Here is a 15,514-nt window from a genome sequence, read left to right as displayed (position 1 = left end):
TCAGCCCGCCGCGCCGCTCTCCCGGCATGGCTGCACTTCTACAATCAGCACCGGCCCCACACCGCCATCGGGAAGCTCCCACCCATCAGCCGCATCTCAAACAACCTGGCTGGGCACTACAGCTAGCTCGACTCCGCCATTGCCTGAAATAGACCGATCCAGGATCTCTGGCGACGCGCCTTCAGACGAGACGCAACATCGATCGTCGCGATCGTCGCCGCCGGCGCCAACGAAGCAATTGGCCCGTACCAGCCAAGCCCGATAGTGGCGTAGCCCGCCGCAAGCCCGATTGTGAGGTTCGCTAGCGCCATGCCTGCCGTCGGCAGTAGACGGTCCACGCCGCTGGTCGCAGCCGCGATCTTCTTCTGGAACGTCGAATGAACTGCTCGTTCAATGTCCCCGCCCGCAATCGCAATCTCATAGGCCTCGACTTCAACTTCACGAAGAGTTGCACGAAGCAATTCGATCGATTTCGCCTTGCGAATCTTCGCGATCTCCTCCCAAGGGAGACTTCGGACGCCCGGCACCAATATGGGTAACGCGAACGCTCGAACCTTCAGATTCGCGTCGGCTGCCGAACGGGCGGCGAACACCCTCGCATGAAACGAATCGACACTGACATCCCATCCGCCGGACGCACCAGTCACGAGATCCTTCGCGACATCGTCAATCAATTGAGACTTAACGAAATGCTCAGACACGAGTCGATCCAGGGCGGGATTGTGTGCGTCGACCCTCTTCAACGCAGTCAATAGGCTGTCAAACGATGGATCGACATCGCCCGGGAACCCAAACGTCAGCCAGTCCTGGTCCTTGGGAAGCTCCCTTGCAAATGGATGGAAAGTGGGCGCCCAGGCGATGCTCGCGACGGAATTGACAATCTCGACCGTCGGGCCAGGCGAGGGAACGCCGTAGCTGGCTTCAGGAGCAACCGAGGCGTAAAAGCTGCCACCTTGGGCCAGCGAGCGTTGCCTAGTTGATTGCCACTCGGGCAGCTGAGAGGGATCGAACCCGTCTCGCCAAGCCATGGATGCATTTGCTCCTGCATGGATGGTTACTTGACCGGCTTCTACGAGCACGTGTTGGTACAGGATGGCCGCGGTCTTCAATCGACCTCGCACGCTGCCGATACCTGCTCCTGCTACAAGGGAATGAGCGTTCGACGCGAGTGGGAAGAACACCTCTCCCGTGGGAGGGGCGCTCACACGAATCGGCTGCGGCATGGACTCATCTTCTCGCCATCAGCCGACACGATCGGATTGGCCAAATCGCCTGCCGCAGTCTTGTTTCGCGTTCGGTCGCCAGTGCCTCGCTCACTTCACGTTCCCTGATCAGTCGCGCCTGCGTACTTTCCAACCTCACTCAGACTGCTTGCTGGGTGGGGGAGGTTGGAAAGCTGGCCCCGCCAGGCAGGCGGGGCCGATCAGGGAAAACCATGCGCAAACTATTCGTTTACCTATTCGCGACCGACGAACAGCTGCGCGAATGGTTTGGCTGCCCACAGAATGTGACCGTGCCTGACGACGAGCCACCGGACGAGATCTATATCGGTCCCGTTGGACCGATTCCGATTCGCGACGTTGACCCCGTCGGGCAGACTCAGGACCGCGACGATGCGGCAGTCGCGGACGCGCTTCACTCGGCAGAAGAGCTGCAGTCCGGAATGCACCACGAACGAGCCGGAGTGCGACACCGCGTCGTTGACCGACTCGTCGCGCGCGGCTTCGATCACCCCAACACGATCCCAACTCTGCTGGCCGTCCTAGCCAACGACCCGGACCCGATGCCGCGATTTATGGTCGCCATGGTGCTCTATAAGTTTGGCCCTGACGAGCGCATCGTTCAGGCCCTCATCGTCGCGATGAAGAACGACCCCGACCATGACGTCCGAGCCGAAGCCATGTACAGCCTTGACCAGCTCGGGCTTCTCGAATAGTGATCCATCCACCCACTGCTTTGTCCTACCCCTCTGTGCCCGCTCCCACTTCCAAAGTCAGAGACGCGGATCAACCGGCTCGGATTCCATCGCCAGAACCGCGAACACAGCCTGATGCACTCGCCACAGGGGGTCACCGTTAACAAACCGTTCCAGCGCCTCGAGCCCGAGCGCGTACTCCCGAAGAGCGAGCGCTCGCTTGTGCGCCACGTTGCGATCGCGCAGCCGCGCCAGATTCGCGGGCTCGGTGTAGTCGGGCCCGTAGATGATGCGCAGATACTCACGGCCACGGACCTTGACCCCCGGTTGCACCAGTCCGCGTCCGGCCCGCGCGAGGTTGACCATCGGCTTGACGACCATTCCCTCGCCCCCGGCGGAGGTCAGCTGGTTCCACCACTCGATGGCGGCGGCAACTGAGGTTTCATCGCTCAGATCAACCGTCAGGGATCGGGTTGCTCGAATCAGATCAGGATCGGCGGCGGAAAGGCGCGCACCGATCTCGAGGTGCCAGGAGTGCGGCTGAATCGCGAAAGTCCGCCCCTCGGCCGCGAGGATCTGGAATGGCGCCAGTTGAACGCCCCGAAGCCCATCGGTTTGCGCGCTGTAGGCGCGATATGCGTCGACGTAGAGTTCGGCATCCGACTGACGCACGCGCGTTCGATCGAGCAGCTCGGCGACGTCGACCCCATTTGCCGAAGCCCGCTCGAGCGCAGCGACGGCCCTGGGCAGTGCCGCGGTCGCGGCCGCCCCGACGGATGCATACTGCTCGCGGATCATGCTGCCCGCCTTCAGCGACCACGGAAGCAGTTCCGCGTCGAGTACCAGCCAGTCGGTTTCGAGTTCGTCCCAGAGCCCAGCCTTCTCGACGGCGGCATCGAGGCGCCCCAAGAACTCTCGGCCGAGCGCCTCGTCAAAGAAAGCGCGACCGGTTCGCGTGTAGACGATCCCGCGCCAGCCCTCAGGCGCGTCGAAGCGATCCGGATTCCGGGTCAGCACGACGACGGCTCGCGAGCCCATGTGCTTCTCCTCGCACACGAGCTGGTCGACGCCCTCACCTCGGTAATAGGCGAACGCCTCATCCGGGTGCTCGAGCAGATCCTCGCGCTTCGACGCCGCGGGTGGGCTCATGGTCGGCGGCAGGTAGACCAGCCAGCGCGGATCGATCGCCCATCGGCTGATGACCTCCAGGGCGCCGGCGGCGAAGTCCTCGCGGACGGTGATTCGACCGTGAGTTCCTGTCTCGATGATCTGTTTGCCGAGGACATCGTCGATCGACAGCGTTCCGGATGCGCGTTTTTCAACGGCCTGAGCCGGTACGGCCAGAGGCTTCACGGGCTCGTACCAGACCCGCTCGGCCGGGACCGAGACGACTTCGCGCTCCGGGTAGCGCAGCGCGCTCAGCTTGCCGCCGAAGACACACCCGGTGTCGAGGCACATCGTGTTGTTGACCCACTCCGGCTCCAAGGTCGGGGTGTGGCCGTAGAGCACCACGGCCTTGCCGCGATAGTCGTTCGCCCACGGGAGCCGGACTGGGAGTCCGTACTCATCGGTCTCCCCCGTGGTGTCCCCGTACAGGGCGAATGACCGGACCCGCCCCGACGCACGTCCCTGGTAGGCCTCGATGAGGCCGGCGTGAGCGACGACGAGCTTGCCCTCGTCGAGGACGAGATGACTGACCAGGCCTTCGGCGAAATCCATCACCTCAGCGCGGAACTGAGGAGTCTCAGCAGCGAGCTGGGTCAGTGACTCAGCGAGGCCATGGCTAGTCTGAACCTTCTTGCCCTGGAGCGAGCGCAGGAGTTTCGACTCGTGGTTTCCCGGAACGGCCAGCGCGTGCCCGTTCTTGACCATCCCCATCGCGAGTCGCAGAACGCCTGGCGTATCCGGCCCGCGGTCGACGAGGTCACCGAGAAACACGACCTTGCGTCCCTCGGGGTGAGAGGCATCGACGGGCCGACCCTCAGCATCCCGTTGCAGTTCATAGCCGAGCTCGCCGAGCAGGGTCTCGAGTTCCGAGCGGCAGCCGTGGATGTCACCGATCGCATCGAACGGACCGAGCTCGCCTCGCAGGTCGTTGAGCAGTGGTTCCCGAACGATGGTTGCTGCGTCGATCTCGTCGACCCCGTCGAGGATGTGGATGCGGCGGAATCCTTCTTTGCCAAGTCCGCGCATCGAGCGCTTCAGCGCGTCGCGCTGGCGCCTGATGACGTTCGCGCCGAAGCTGCGGTCGCTCCGAGCCTCGGTGCGCTCGACGCAGATCCGCTCCGGCACGTCCAGGACGATCGCCACCGGGAGGACATCGAACTCCCTCGCGAGCTGGACGAACGAGCGACGGTCCTCCGGACGCACGTTCGTCGCGTCGACCACTGTAACCAGTCCCGCTTTGAGTCGCTGGCCGGCCACGAAACGGAGCGCCTCGAACGCCGAACTCGTCGCCGCCTGGCTGTTCTCGTCGTTCGACACCAACCCACGGAAGAAGTCGCTCGACAGCGTTTCGAACGGGGCGAACTTGTCGCGCGCGAAAGTCGACTTGCCGGAACCGCTGGTGCCGACGAGCACCACCAACGACATCTCAGGGATCTTCAGCTCTGCCATCAGATCCTCCTGAACAGGGCGAGCTGAGTAGGTGATCCGGCGGACGTGTCGACGTCGCCGATGGCCCGATATTCGACTGAATAGCCGTTGCGATCGGCGACGCCTGCCGCCCACCCGCGCATCTCTGCGCGGGTCCACTCGAAGCGGTGATCCGGATGCCGGAATCGTCCGGCAGGCAGGCTCGGATACAGCGCGTTGTAGTCGGAGTTCGGCGTGGTGACGATGACAGCCTCCGGCCGTGCGTCGCCGAACACCGAGGACTCGACGGCCGCCAGGCGTTCGGGGTCGACATGCTCGATGACCTCCATGAGCACAATCGCGTCCAGGCCACGGATGCGGGCGTCGTGATACGTCACTGATGACTGAATGAGACGCACGCGCGCTCGCTGCCGGTCGCTCAGATCACGGAGGTGGAGGACCTCCTCGGCGGCCGTCAGGGTGCGAGCGGACACATCCGTACCGATGATCTCGGTGAATGACGGATCGGCCACCAGCCGGCGGAGCAACGCGCCTTCTCCGCATCCCACGTCCGCGACCCGATGGGCGGAGACATCCTTGAGCGCTGCCACGACTGCCTCGGCGCGCATCTGATACAACGGCGCGCTGGTGTTGGGCGTCGGTGGCTCGACGACGACATCGTCGCCGACTTCGACCAGACGAGACGTGGCATCCGCGACCATCGACCGCTGATGAGCCAGATACCGCCGCGTAATCAGCTCGCGGTCCGGGTGCTCCGAGAGCCAGCCCTCGCCGGCACGCAGAAGCTTGCCGATCTCGTCATCGCTGACCCAGTAGTGCTTGGAGTCGTCCAGAACCGGGAGCAGGACGTAGATCTGACGGAGTGCTTCCGACAAGCGGAACCCGCCGACCAAACGCACGTTGGAGTAGCGAGATTCGCCCCACTCGGGAAACTCGGGGTCCAGCGGAATCGCCGTCTCAACGACCTTCCAGCCCAGGGGCTCGAACAAACGACTCGCCAGCCCGTCGATACCTTTGCTCGGCACAGACGTCAGCTCGATCTCGAGTGGCAGCGCCGCGGCGGCCAGTTCTGGTCGAGTGTCACTACGGCCTGTCATCGCGGTCCGGAACACCTGGCCGATGGCGACGGCGAGCATGGAGGACGACGCGTAAGGACGGTCGTTGACGTAATGGCCGAGCGAGAAAGAATCGCTGCCGCCCAAGCGCTTGTTGCGCACGAGCCCGATCGGATCGACCTCGAGCAGAAGGGCCGCGGTGCACCTCTCGTCGGTCGCCTCCGGATAGAAGACGTGAGCGTTCCCGACGCTCAGCGAGAAGGTCTGAAGCTTGCCGGGATGCTTGTGCAGCAGGAAGCCGAGATCCGAGGCATCGGCGCCCGAGTAGCTGATGGTGAGAAGCACGAGAGTCCGATTGCTGGGGCTGATGTTTTGCTCAGGTTATCGTGCCGCCTGCCTCTTCGGCGGAGCTCTGGCATCGGCTCCGTCAGTCGTACGAATCCGACTGCCGATAGATGGCGCGCTCCGGGTCATGGTCGAAGAGGTCCTCCGGCCAATCGTCAGGATCCGGTCCCAGCGTTTCGTCGTTCGCCACGACGAGGAGGGTGCCGCCCGTTGGACGCAGACCGTCAACGCGTTCGAGAACGTCCCAGGAACCTGCGTCATGCGCCAGCTGGTAGAGCGCGCGTCCGAGTGACGTGACGTCTTCCGCAGCCTCGGCGTCCGTGTCATCCGGCCAAACGCGCAGGTACGCCTCGCGTCCTTGTTCGATGATCGAGTCCTCGTCTGAGACTCGATAGTCACGGCGCTGAAGGATCGAAATGCCCGTCGTGTTCTCCTCCTCGTCCTCGTCGTCGTCCTCGTCCTCGTCCTCGTCCTCGAGGCTGAACAGAAGCCCGAGGGGCCCCGAGTTCCCGGTGAACTCGAACTGAGCGGTTGCGACCTCAAGCAGCGCGGGCAGTAGCAGGTTGGACGCCTCGATCAGCTCGATCGAAGGGGAGCTGCTTGTGAGCTTTCCGACCGCCTCGGCGTGCCGTTGAAGCGCCCGTCCGGCTTCGCCCGCCGCCACACGCAAGCGCTCCGCACCCTCCGCGGTCCAGGGGGTGAAATCGTCCTCGTCATCGACCTCGCTCATGGGCCGAACGTAACGCATCGTGACAAGGAACGACGAGTGCACAGATCACGGCAGCTCACCGAGCAGGGGTGGCCACGCCGTGGACTACGTTTGCGTCGCCCCGTCCGTATGATCCGGGAGGGAGAAATGGCTTAGGACACGTGCCGAGTAGCTTTGCAGTCCATGACGGCCCCCACACTCGGCGATCGTCCGTTCGGGCTTCTTGGAGAGGGTCGGGCAGGCGCTCGGCAATTCGAGCGGTTGCAGACGCCACGATTAGAGATGAGCATCGATGTCGAATGAGATCTACCCCGCAGCCTTGCAGGCCATGATCGATCGAGCGGGCGCCCTCACCGCCGAGGAGATCGACACTCTCGGACGACTCTGGGAGTCCGACGAAGGACTGATCATGGGCAAACCGTCCGTCTCGGCCGAGCTCTTGGGCGAGTTGAATCCGCCGATCGTGACGAACCACGCTCTGATCGACGCGTGGCAGCGCGCCCTCGATGCGGCAGCCGGCGCCGGCCGAGTCGAAGAGCTGGATGCTGCTCGCGCAGCTGGGCACGCCACTCACCGAGACGACCGTCACCTCAAAGACAGCCCGAGCGCCAAGAACGGATCCGAAGAGGCCGTCAGATCCGCCGTGCTCGCAGTGGGCGTCAAGGACCTGATCTCAGACACCGACTACCAGATTCTCGTCGCCCCCTGGCAGCAAGTGCTTGGGGATATCTAGGTTTCCGACACCGTGTTCGAGCCCAACCGCAGATTGATCCTTGAATGCCTTCAGGAGCTGGCTGACGAGCGTTTTCAGGTCGAAGTCTGGGCTGGCCTGGATCCCGCGCGCATGTCTTCGTTCGTCGAGTGCTGCGAAGGCCTTTTCGACGACAGCGGACTGGGCGATGCCCTGGACGCGGGCGACGTGTTTGGGCCCGAACTCGACCGAGCCCTGACCGACTTGAACGCCCAGCTGTCGACCGTTGACGAATATGCGTCGATTCAGGAGCTTCTAGCAAACCCCCGTCTTACCGCCGCCCGGGACATGGCTGCCGCCATCTTGACGAGGTGGGAGACCGATCTCGGCGGATAGCTGTCTGCCCACATTTTGCCCACAATCGTGTGGCATCCAAACCGGTCCCATGTCATCTGTGTCATCCAGAAGGCCCGTGTTTTCAGGGATTTTCACCTGATCCGCCGCCCCCGTTGGCATCCTGATCGCTCTTGTAAAGCGGGGGTCGTCGGTTCGAATCCGACACGGGGCTCTTCGAGAATGGCGCTGTGTGACGTGTCGATCTGCCGCCAGACTTCTCTCATGTCGGTCGAGCGCTCACTTCGCGAAGCGTGGGGGATGTGGAGCATCGGGCGACCGGATCCGCAGGCCGTCATTCGGTTGGCTTGCGATGGGCTCGTCGAGGGTCTCGACACCCCCAAGCTGCGCGAGCTCGCATCACTCTCCATTCACAATGCTGACCGTCACGAGGTACGCGAGCTTCTCTTCTTCGCGTTGTCGGAGTTGGGTGAGCGACCGCCTGATTTCGAGACAAGCGGCGCCACACTCCTTGCCCTTCAGTTCTGTTGCGAGCGCTACTTGAACGGTGAGTTGACACCGCGAGAGCTCTGCTCGTGGGCTCATCAACACGTCGGTCACGAGGGGCCGGCGATTGCCCAGCAGCTCGTCCTGCTCGACGACGACATGGATCGGAACGACGTCACGTCTGGGGTACGCGACTTCCGCATCGAGACCGACGCCGCCGCAGCGGCCTTCCTGGACGCATCACACGCGCTGGCGAAGTCCTGCCATCCACCGGGACACCCGTAGGTCCCCCCACCCGAACCGCCCCGCCTCCGGCAGCGCCGCCCGAATGCTCTCGTCGCTGAAGAGATGCGACGGGCGCAGTTCGACCGGCGCCTCAGGCGCCCATGGCTCCGGCTCGCTGACGCCCTCCGCGAGCATCTTCGCCTGAGCTTTGGCGACCAGCGGAACGACCATCGTCCACTCGGTCAGCTGAGCGAGGATTCGCACCGACCACACCGGCACCGCGATGAAGAGCGGCGTGCGACCGACGACGCGCGCGATCCGTCGCACGGCGTCTGAGAGCGGCAGTTCCTCGGCGCCCATCACGGCGACGGTCGGCTCGGGGATGCGCCCCTCGGCGGCCGCCAGCATCACGTCGACGAAGTCCTCGATCGGGATCGGGCGCACCGTGCGTCCGCGGAACCCGACGGTCGCGAAGACCGGCCAGGTCTTCACCGCTCGGCTGACGTGGTCGACCATGTGGTCGCCGTGGCCGTACATCATCGAGGCCTTCAGGATCGTGTGGTCGATCCCCGACTGTCGGATCAGCTCCTCGGCAGCCCACTTCGTCTCGTGGTAGCCGGAGCCGCAGTTCGGCCGAGCCCGCAGGAAGCTGACCATCACGATCCGCTTCACCCCCGCCCGCCGTGCGGCGTCGACCATCGCCCGCGTTCCCTCGACGTGGACCCGCTCGAAGGTCTGGTCTCCGATCTCCCGGTTGATCCCGGCGGCGTGCACGACGACATCGCAGCCGGCGAAGGCCGCGGCAAGCGCGTCGACATCGTCGATCTCGATGCCGGTCCGCCGTGAGATGACGACCGTGTCCGCCGGGTCCAGGCGAGCGGCGAGATGCCGCCCGACGAATCCGGTTCCTCCTGTGATCGCGATGCGCACGATTTGCTCCTTGCCTATTTCGCTAATTGGCTACTAAGCGAGACTGTATCTAGCTTCAGTGCTATATTGCAAACATGGCAGATACCGCGAGTGACATCTTCGCCGCCTTGGCCCATCCCACTCGGCGGCAGATCCTGCAGGACCTGAAGGACGGGGAGCTGGCGGCCGGCGAGATCGCTGCGCGCTTCAAGGCCTCGGGCCCGACGATCTCGCGACACCTCGGCGTGCTGCGGCAGGCCGGCCTCGTCAGCGAGCGACGAGATGCCAACCGGATCCTCTACTCGCTGGTGAGCGATCGGCTGGCGCTCTCGGTGGGCGACTTCCTCTCGACCGTGTGCCCCGAGCAGATCGTTCTCCGCGAGGTCCGCAAGCGGGGATCCTCGAGCGAGCGCCGACCCAAAGCGGCTGCGGCCGCGCGGTAGACGCTGACGGCTCTGGACGACCTGCGGCGCCGCCCATCGCCGAGCATCTCAACCCGCTGTCAGCTCGTCGGCCTCGCGGCGATTCCTCTGAGAATGAGGTCGACGCCGTCGAGGGACTGTTGGAGGTCGTCGTGCTCTCGGAGCTGAGAGGCGATGTCCTGGACGACGATGTCGCCATCCAGCTGCGCCCATTCCTGGGCCAGCGTCTCCAGGTATTCCCTTCGATCCGCCGCGCCCATGTGTCGTGACGGTCCCGCGCCGAACTGAGCCACCGATCCGAGAACAAAGCTGGTCAGGGTGGATCCCGCCGTTGCTGCGGCCGCCCCGCGAAGGCCGAGACGCTCCAGCTGAATGCCGATGGTCTTCCAGATCCGAATGACGGCGTCCTGGAGGGGGCTCCGCGTCAACTGGACGCCGATCCAGGGGTGAGCGCGGATCGATTCGAAGATCGCACGTGCGACCGCCCGAAGGGCGTCATTCGGCTCGCTCTCGCTCGAGATCGCCTCGAACTGCGGTCGCAATACCTGATCGGCTGCCGCCGCGCGCAGCTCGTCCATGGTGGCGACGTGATGATAGATCGCCCCTGAGCCGGTCTCGAGCCGCGTCATCAGTCTGCGCAGCGTCAGAGCGGCGCCGTCGGACTCGTCCGCGTCGAGGATGGCGATCGCCGCGTCGACGATGCGCTCCTTTGACAGGGCATCGATCCGACGCGCTGATCGGCTGCTCGGCGATGTCATGACCCCATCTTGACAGAAGTGGAGCGTCGCTCCAAGCTTAATGGAGCATTGCTCCAATCGAGAAGACGGACTTCATCATGACTCTTTCTGTCACCATCATCGGCGCCGGGCTCGGCGGATTGACCGCGGCCCGGGTGCTGCAGCGTCACGGCATCCCAGCGGCCGTCTACGAACTCGACACGTCCGATCAGGCCCGCAGCCAGGGCGGCCAGCTGGATCTTCACGAGGAGAACGGCCAACTGGCGCTCGCGATCGCCGGCCTCAGCGACGAGTTCCGCTCGATCGTCCACCTCGGTGGTGCGGCGGCACGGGTCTTCGACCGGCACGGCGTCCTGCTTGCCGAGATGCCCGACGACGGCACCATGACGAATCCCGAGGCGTTGCGGGGCGACATCCGGCGCATCCTGCTCGAGTCGCTGGACCCCGGCACCGTCCGCTGGGGGAAGAAGCTGACCTCCGCATCCGCCCTCGGCGACGGACGGCACGAACTCGTCTTCGCGGACGGTTCGGTCGTCGTGTCTGAGATGCTCATCGGTGCCGACGGCGTCTGGTCGAAGGTGCGTCCGTTAGTCTCCGACAGCGTCCCCTCCTACTCGGGGTTGAGCTACATCGACACCTATCTCGATGACGTCGACGTCCGTCACGCCGGGATCGCGAAGGTAGTGGGAGGCGGCGCGCTGTATGCGCTCGAGCCCGGTCGTGGCTTTCTCGCGCACCGCGAGCCGGGCAACCGGATCCACAACTACGTCGTCCTGGATGAATCGCCGGAGTGGTTCGGCAGCATCGACTTCGGAGACGCGGTCGCCACCAAGGCGAGGCTCGTCATCGAGTTCGACGACTGGGCCGACGACCTCAAGGGCCTGATCTCCGACGCCGATACCGACCCGATCCTGAGGATGATCTACGAGCTCCCCGACGACCACCATTGGACTCACTCGTCGGGCGTCACGCTGATCGGTGACGCCGCGCACGCCACCGTCCCCGGCAGTGACGGCGCGAACAACGCGATGCTGGACGGAGCCGAGTTGGCGCAGGCGATCGCGGCGCATCGAGACGACAGCGACACCGCGCTCGCCGAGTTCGAGCAGGTCATGTTCGCACGCTCGGCGACCGCAGCCGCCGTCGGACATCAGGACGTCGACCTCATCTTCGGCTCCGGCGCACCCCACGCCCTCGCGGACCTGTTCAGGGGGGTGTGATCCGCTTCCCGGGGCGTATCGTCCGCATATCGAAATGCGGATACGTCCTGGCAACGGGCGCTCGCCTTGGCTGGGGGGATGATCGGCAGCAAGTCAGCATCGAGATCCTCCGCAGCATCCATCCGGGAATCGCCCGATGCACGACCGGTCGTCGCCTTCTACGGATGCGACGTCGATGAGGCCGCGCTCCTGCGAGAGAAGGCGCCCTACTTCGGCATCACCCCCGTCATCACGGCGGCGGCCGTCTCGGAGTCGACGATCGAGCTCGCCGGCGGACATCGCTGCATCAGCGTGAGTCACAGGTCACGGATCACCGATGCGCATCTCGCGGCGCTGAGTCGCGCCGGCGTCGAGTACATCTCGACGCGGAGTATCGGACACAACCATCTCGACATCGACTACGCCCGCAGCGTGGGCATCACCGTCGAGGGAGTCGCCTACTCCCCCGACAGCGTCGCCGACTTCACGCTGATGCTCATGCTGATGTCCCTGCGGCACGCGAAGTCGATCGTCCGTCGCACCGAGGTGCACGACTACCGGCTCCACGACTCGCGCGGCAGGGAGCTGCGCGACTTGACCGTCGGGGTCGTCGGCACCGGGCGCATCGGTACGGCCGTCATCGACAGGCTTCGAGGATTCGGATGTCGGGTCATCGCCTTCGACCAGCGGCAGAAGAGCCCGGCCGACTACGTCACACTCGACGACCTGCTGCGGCGCAGCGACGTCGTCACGCTCCACACGCCACTCGACGCAACGACCCGCCATCTGCTGGATGCCGGTCGGTTCGAGCAGATGAAGCCCGGCGCGTACCTCATCAACACCGGCCGGGGCGGGCTCGTCGACACGCATGCCCTCATCGCGGCGCTGGAGAGCGGTCGGTTGGGCGGCGCCGCCGTCGACGTGCTGGAGGAGGAGGACGGGGTCTTCTACGCCGACCACCGGAACCGGCCCATCGAGAACGAGGCTCTGATGCGACTCCAGCAGCTGCCGAACGCGATCGTCACTCCGCACACCGCCTACTTCACCGACCATGCTCTGAACGACACCGTCGTCAACAGCCTCGTCAATTGCCTTCGCTTCGAGAGGGGGCTGCAGCATGACTAGGTTGACGATCGGAATCGTCTTCGGTGGCCGGTCGGAGGAGCACCCGATCTCGGTCAAGTCGGCGCGCGCGGTCGCGAAGAACCTCGACCTCGACACGTACGATCCGGTCTGGATCGGGATCACGACGAGCGGAACCTGGAAGCTCTGCGACCACCCGGGCGTCGACCTGGACGACGGCGAGTTGCCACGGGCGATGCTCGCGCCCGATCCCGGCGTCCACGGTCTGCTGGTTCTCACGCCGGAGGGATACCAGACCATCCGGCTCGATCTCGTGTTCCCGGTTCTGCACGGCAGATTCGGCGAAGACGGGGCGATGCAGGGTCTGCTTGAGCTCTCGGGCATTCCGTACATCGGGTGTGACATCGCCGCTTCCGCCCTCGCGATGGACAAGTCTCTTGCCTACCTCGTCGCCCGCGGTGCGGGGATCGCGACCCCCGACTTCCGAGTCGTCGGGCCCGACGAGACCGTCGACCCCGATGGGCTCGGCTACCCCGTCTTCGTCAAGCCCGCGCGGTCGGGATCCTCCTTCGGCGTGACGAAGGTCGTCCGAGGCGAGGGACTGGCGGATGCCGTCGAGACGGCGCGGGCGTACGACTCCAAGGTCCTCATCGAGGAGGCGGTCATCGGCAGCGAGATCGGCTGCGCCATCCTGGGAAACGGTTCGGAGCTGACCTCGGGAGAGGTCGATCGCGTCGCCCTCGCGCACGGTTTCTTCAGGATCCACCAGGAACGCGATCCGGAGAGCGGATCCGAGAACGCGACCTTCATCGTGCCCGCCGACATCTCGGCCCGGTCCCGGTCACTCGTTCAGCAGACGGCCGAAGCGGTCTATCGGGCCCTGGGATGCCGCGGGCTCGCCCGCGTGGACATGTTCCTTCGAGACGACGGCACGGTCGTGCTGAACGAGGTCAACACCTTGCCCGGTCTGACCTCGTACAGCCGCTATCCGAGGATGATGGCCGCCGCCGGCCTGCCGCTCGGCGAGGTGATCGATCGGCTGGCGACGCTGGCGCTGTCGGGAGCGGGCTCGTGAGGGAGGATTTCGTCTTCGTCGACGAGCTCGTGCCCGGGGTGCGCTGGGATGCCAAGTACGCCACCTGGGACAACTTCACGGGCGCACCCGTCGACGGGTACCTCGTCAATCGGATCGTCGGAACGAGGGCCCTGTGCGCCGCACTCGAACGCGCGCGCGACGAGGCCTCATCCCTCGGTTTCGGGCTGCTCCTCTGGGACGGCTACCGCCCTCAGCGCGCGGTCGACTCCTTCGTGCGCTGGTCGACGCAACCCGAGGACGGCCGAACCAAGAGTCGGCACTATCCGAACATCGACAGGGCCGAGATGTTCGCGAAGGGCTATGTGAACGCGAGGTCCGCCCACAGCAGGGGCAGCACGGTCGACCTGACCCTGTTCCACCTCGAGAGCGGCGAGCTCGTCCCGATGGGCGGCGACCACGATCTGATGGATCCCGTGTCGCACTTCGACGCGACGGGGCTGTCGCCCGAGGAGACGAGAAGCCGTCAGCAGCTCCGCTCCGTCATGGAGGACAGCGGGTTCCAGGCCTACGAATGCGAATGGTGGCACTACACCCTGACAGACGAGCCCCACCCCGACCGCTACTTCGACTTCCCGATCGCCCTGGACTCGGGACAACGTCACGGGTTCGGGCGCGACATGCCCGTGTCAGAAGGTGCGGTCGGCAGCTGAACCGTCACCCGAAGGCCACCGCCGGCCAGGGGGAGGAGCGTGAGGGTCCCGTCGTGGGCTTGGACGATGCTCTTGACGATCGCCAGGCCGAGACCCACCCCCGAGTGTCCGCTGCGGACGCGCTGGGTTCCGCGCTGAAACGGTTCCGTCAACGTCGACACCAGGTGAGGGCTGAGCTGCTCACCGGTGTTCTCGACGATCAGCTCGACGGAATCGGGCCCCGTGACCGTGCTGAGCCGCACCACGCCGTGCTCCGGGAGGTTGTGCACGATGGCGTTGTGCAGCAGGTTCGTCGTCATCTGCCGCAGGAGGGCACGCGAGCCCACGGCCGACGCGACCTCCCCGGAGGGCTCGATCGTGACGCCGTTCTGTTCGGCGAAGGGCACGAGGGTTTCGATCGCCTCCTCGGCGATGAGAGACAGGTCGACCTGTTCTCGGCTGAACGACCGCCGGTCGGCGCGGCTGAGCAGGAGCAGCGCCTCGGTGAGGTCGATCGCCCGGGCATTGACGACGCGAAGGCGCTCCAGCAGCGCGCCGGTGTCGCGATCCGGATCGTTGCGAGCGACATCGAGGAGGGTCTGCGTGATCGCCAACGGGGTGCGCAACTCGTGTGAGGCGTTCGCCGCGAATCTCTGCTGTTCGGCGTCATGCGCTTCGAGTCGCGCGAGCATGGCGTCGAAGCTGTCGGCGAGTTCGCGGAACTCGTCGTTGCGGCCCTCCAGTTCGATCCGATGGGACAGCGACCCGTTCGCGACCCGCCGGGTGGCGACCGCGATCCTCGACAGCGGCGCGAGCATCTGGCCGGCGAGGATCCAGCCTCCCAGCAGACCGAACGCGAGGAGGAAGATCAGCGCCCATGCGGCCGGGGGCGCGAAGGCCCGCCACAGGTCGTACCGTCCCGGAAAGGACGGGCCAGCGGTGATCGCCGCGTCGGCAGGCACGTAACGCAAGAGGAAGACCCACACGACGGCGAGCAGCAGGGCTCCGGCGAGCATGAGAAACCCCACGTAGCTGAGGGTGAGCTTCAGCCGGACACTCATCCC

17 protein-coding genes and 1 tRNA gene are annotated in these 15,514 nt (G+C 65.2%); 11 read left to right on the top strand and 7 right to left on the bottom strand.

The annotated features are described in order from the left end of the window. A partial coding sequence (locus ACFPJ4_RS13180; RefSeq protein WP_386740913.1) for an integrase core domain-containing protein occupies positions 1-126 on the top strand: 126 nt, incomplete at its 5' end. On the opposite strand, the gene ACFPJ4_RS13175 is transcribed toward ACFPJ4_RS13180, so the two are convergent. After that, the gene (locus ACFPJ4_RS13175) at positions 123-1,223 is read right to left on the bottom strand and encodes a hypothetical protein (RefSeq protein WP_386740905.1); all 1,101 of its coding nucleotides are present in this window, start codon (positions 1,221-1,223) and stop codon (positions 123-125) included. The genes ACFPJ4_RS13180 and ACFPJ4_RS13175 overlap by 4 nt on opposite strands. A 290-nt stretch (positions 1,224-1,513) precedes the next feature. On the opposite strand from ACFPJ4_RS13175, the gene ACFPJ4_RS13170 reads away from it, so the two are divergent. Further along, the gene (locus ACFPJ4_RS13170) at positions 1,514-1,936 is read left to right on the top strand and encodes a HEAT repeat domain-containing protein (protein WP_386740904.1); all 423 of its coding nucleotides are present in this window, start codon (positions 1,514-1,516) and stop codon (positions 1,934-1,936) included. 57 nt (positions 1,937-1,993) lie between these two features. On the opposite strand, the gene ACFPJ4_RS13165 is transcribed toward ACFPJ4_RS13170, so the two are convergent. The 3 genes from ACFPJ4_RS13165 to ACFPJ4_RS13155 all read right to left on the bottom strand — a co-directional run bounded on the left by ACFPJ4_RS13165 (position 1,994) and on the right by ACFPJ4_RS13155 (position 6,640). Further along, positions 1,994-4,531: a polynucleotide kinase-phosphatase gene (locus ACFPJ4_RS13165; protein ID WP_386740903.1), complete on the bottom strand. Its 2,538-nt coding sequence runs from the start codon at positions 4,529-4,531 to the stop codon at positions 1,994-1,996. After that, complete coding sequence (locus ACFPJ4_RS13160) at positions 4,531-5,910, bottom strand: 3' terminal RNA ribose 2'-O-methyltransferase Hen1 (RefSeq protein WP_386740902.1); 1,380 nt, start codon at positions 5,908-5,910, stop codon at positions 4,531-4,533. The genes ACFPJ4_RS13165 and ACFPJ4_RS13160 overlap by 1 nt, the downstream gene beginning before the upstream one ends. 82 nt (positions 5,911-5,992) lie before the next feature. Continuing rightward, positions 5,993-6,640 carry a hypothetical protein gene (locus ACFPJ4_RS13155; protein WP_386740901.1) on the bottom strand — a complete coding sequence of 216 codons (648 nt, stop codon included), beginning with the start codon at positions 6,638-6,640 and terminating at the stop codon, positions 5,993-5,995. A 271-nt stretch (positions 6,641-6,911) separates the two neighbouring features. Here ACFPJ4_RS13155 and ACFPJ4_RS13150 point away from each other — a divergent pair, with 271 nt between their 5' ends. From ACFPJ4_RS13150 to ACFPJ4_RS13135, 4 genes are all read left to right on the top strand, one after another. Continuing rightward, the gene (locus tag ACFPJ4_RS13150) at positions 6,912-7,352 is read left to right on the top strand and encodes a hypothetical protein (RefSeq protein ID WP_386740900.1); all 441 of its coding nucleotides are present in this window, start codon (positions 6,912-6,914) and stop codon (positions 7,350-7,352) included. A 12-nt stretch (positions 7,353-7,364) separates the two neighbouring features. Then, positions 7,365-7,706 (top strand): hypothetical protein, encoded by a 342-nt coding sequence (locus ACFPJ4_RS13145; RefSeq protein ID WP_386740899.1) that lies wholly within the window; start codon positions 7,365-7,367, stop codon positions 7,704-7,706. 106 nt (positions 7,707-7,812) lie between these two features. After that, positions 7,813-7,878 (top strand) — tRNA-Thr (locus tag ACFPJ4_RS13140). Positions 7,879-7,928: 50 nt separating this feature from the next. Further along, a complete protein-coding gene (locus tag ACFPJ4_RS13135; RefSeq protein WP_386740898.1) occupies positions 7,929-8,435 on the top strand; it encodes a hypothetical protein in 507 nt (168 codons plus the stop codon). Here ACFPJ4_RS13135 and ACFPJ4_RS13130 read toward each other — a convergent pair. Continuing rightward, positions 8,391-9,305 (bottom strand): NAD(P)H-binding protein, encoded by a 915-nt coding sequence (locus ACFPJ4_RS13130; RefSeq protein WP_386740897.1) that lies wholly within the window; start codon positions 9,303-9,305, stop codon positions 8,391-8,393. The two genes, ACFPJ4_RS13135 and ACFPJ4_RS13130, sit on opposite strands and share 45 nt — an antisense overlap. Positions 9,306-9,379: 74 nt before the next feature. On the opposite strand from ACFPJ4_RS13130, the gene ACFPJ4_RS13125 reads away from it, so the two are divergent. After that, a complete protein-coding gene (locus tag ACFPJ4_RS13125) occupies positions 9,380-9,727 on the top strand; it encodes a metalloregulator ArsR/SmtB family transcription factor (protein WP_386740896.1) in 348 nt (115 codons plus the stop codon). Between the two features lie 59 nt (positions 9,728-9,786). Here ACFPJ4_RS13125 and ACFPJ4_RS13120 read toward each other — a convergent pair whose 3' ends face one another. After that, a complete protein-coding gene (locus tag ACFPJ4_RS13120; protein ID WP_386740895.1) occupies positions 9,787-10,521 on the bottom strand; it encodes a TetR/AcrR family transcriptional regulator in 735 nt (244 codons plus the stop codon). Positions 10,522-10,541: 20 nt separating this feature from the next. Here ACFPJ4_RS13120 and ACFPJ4_RS13115 point away from each other — a divergent pair, with 20 nt between their 5' ends. The 4 genes from ACFPJ4_RS13115 (at position 10,542) to vanX (ending at position 14,471) form a co-directional block, all read left to right on the top strand. Then, complete coding sequence (locus ACFPJ4_RS13115) at positions 10,542-11,663, top strand: FAD-dependent oxidoreductase (RefSeq protein WP_386740894.1); 1,122 nt, start codon at positions 10,542-10,544, stop codon at positions 11,661-11,663. Positions 11,664-11,741: 78 nt separating this feature from the next. After that, positions 11,742-12,767, top strand: coding sequence for an NAD(P)-dependent oxidoreductase (locus ACFPJ4_RS13110; protein WP_465262169.1), 1,026 nt, complete (start codon positions 11,742-11,744; stop codon positions 12,765-12,767). After that, positions 12,760-13,800: a D-alanine--(R)-lactate ligase gene (gene vanA, locus ACFPJ4_RS13105; protein ID WP_386740893.1), complete on the top strand. Its 1,041-nt coding sequence runs from the start codon at positions 12,760-12,762 to the stop codon at positions 13,798-13,800. The genes ACFPJ4_RS13110 and vanA overlap by 8 nt, the downstream gene beginning before the upstream one ends. Beyond that, positions 13,797-14,471, top strand: coding sequence for a D-Ala-D-Ala dipeptidase VanX (gene vanX, locus ACFPJ4_RS13100; protein ID WP_386740892.1), 675 nt, complete (start codon positions 13,797-13,799; stop codon positions 14,469-14,471). Before vanA ends, vanX begins: the two co-directional genes overlap by 4 nt. Here vanX and ACFPJ4_RS13095 read toward each other — a convergent pair. Beyond that, entirely contained in the window at positions 14,420-15,511 is a 1,092-nt protein-coding gene (locus ACFPJ4_RS13095; RefSeq protein WP_386740891.1) for a sensor histidine kinase, read from the bottom strand. The two genes, vanX and ACFPJ4_RS13095, sit on opposite strands and share 52 nt — an antisense overlap. Positions 15,512-15,514 lie beyond the last annotated feature (3 nt).

It is taken from the genome of Lysinimonas soli (assembly GCF_042655435.1).
Classification (GTDB): Bacteria; Actinomycetota; Actinomycetes; order Actinomycetales; family Microbacteriaceae; genus Lysinimonas; species Lysinimonas soli.
Note: the sequence above shows the minus strand (reverse complement) of the source record. Positions and strands in the feature narration are given on the sequence as shown.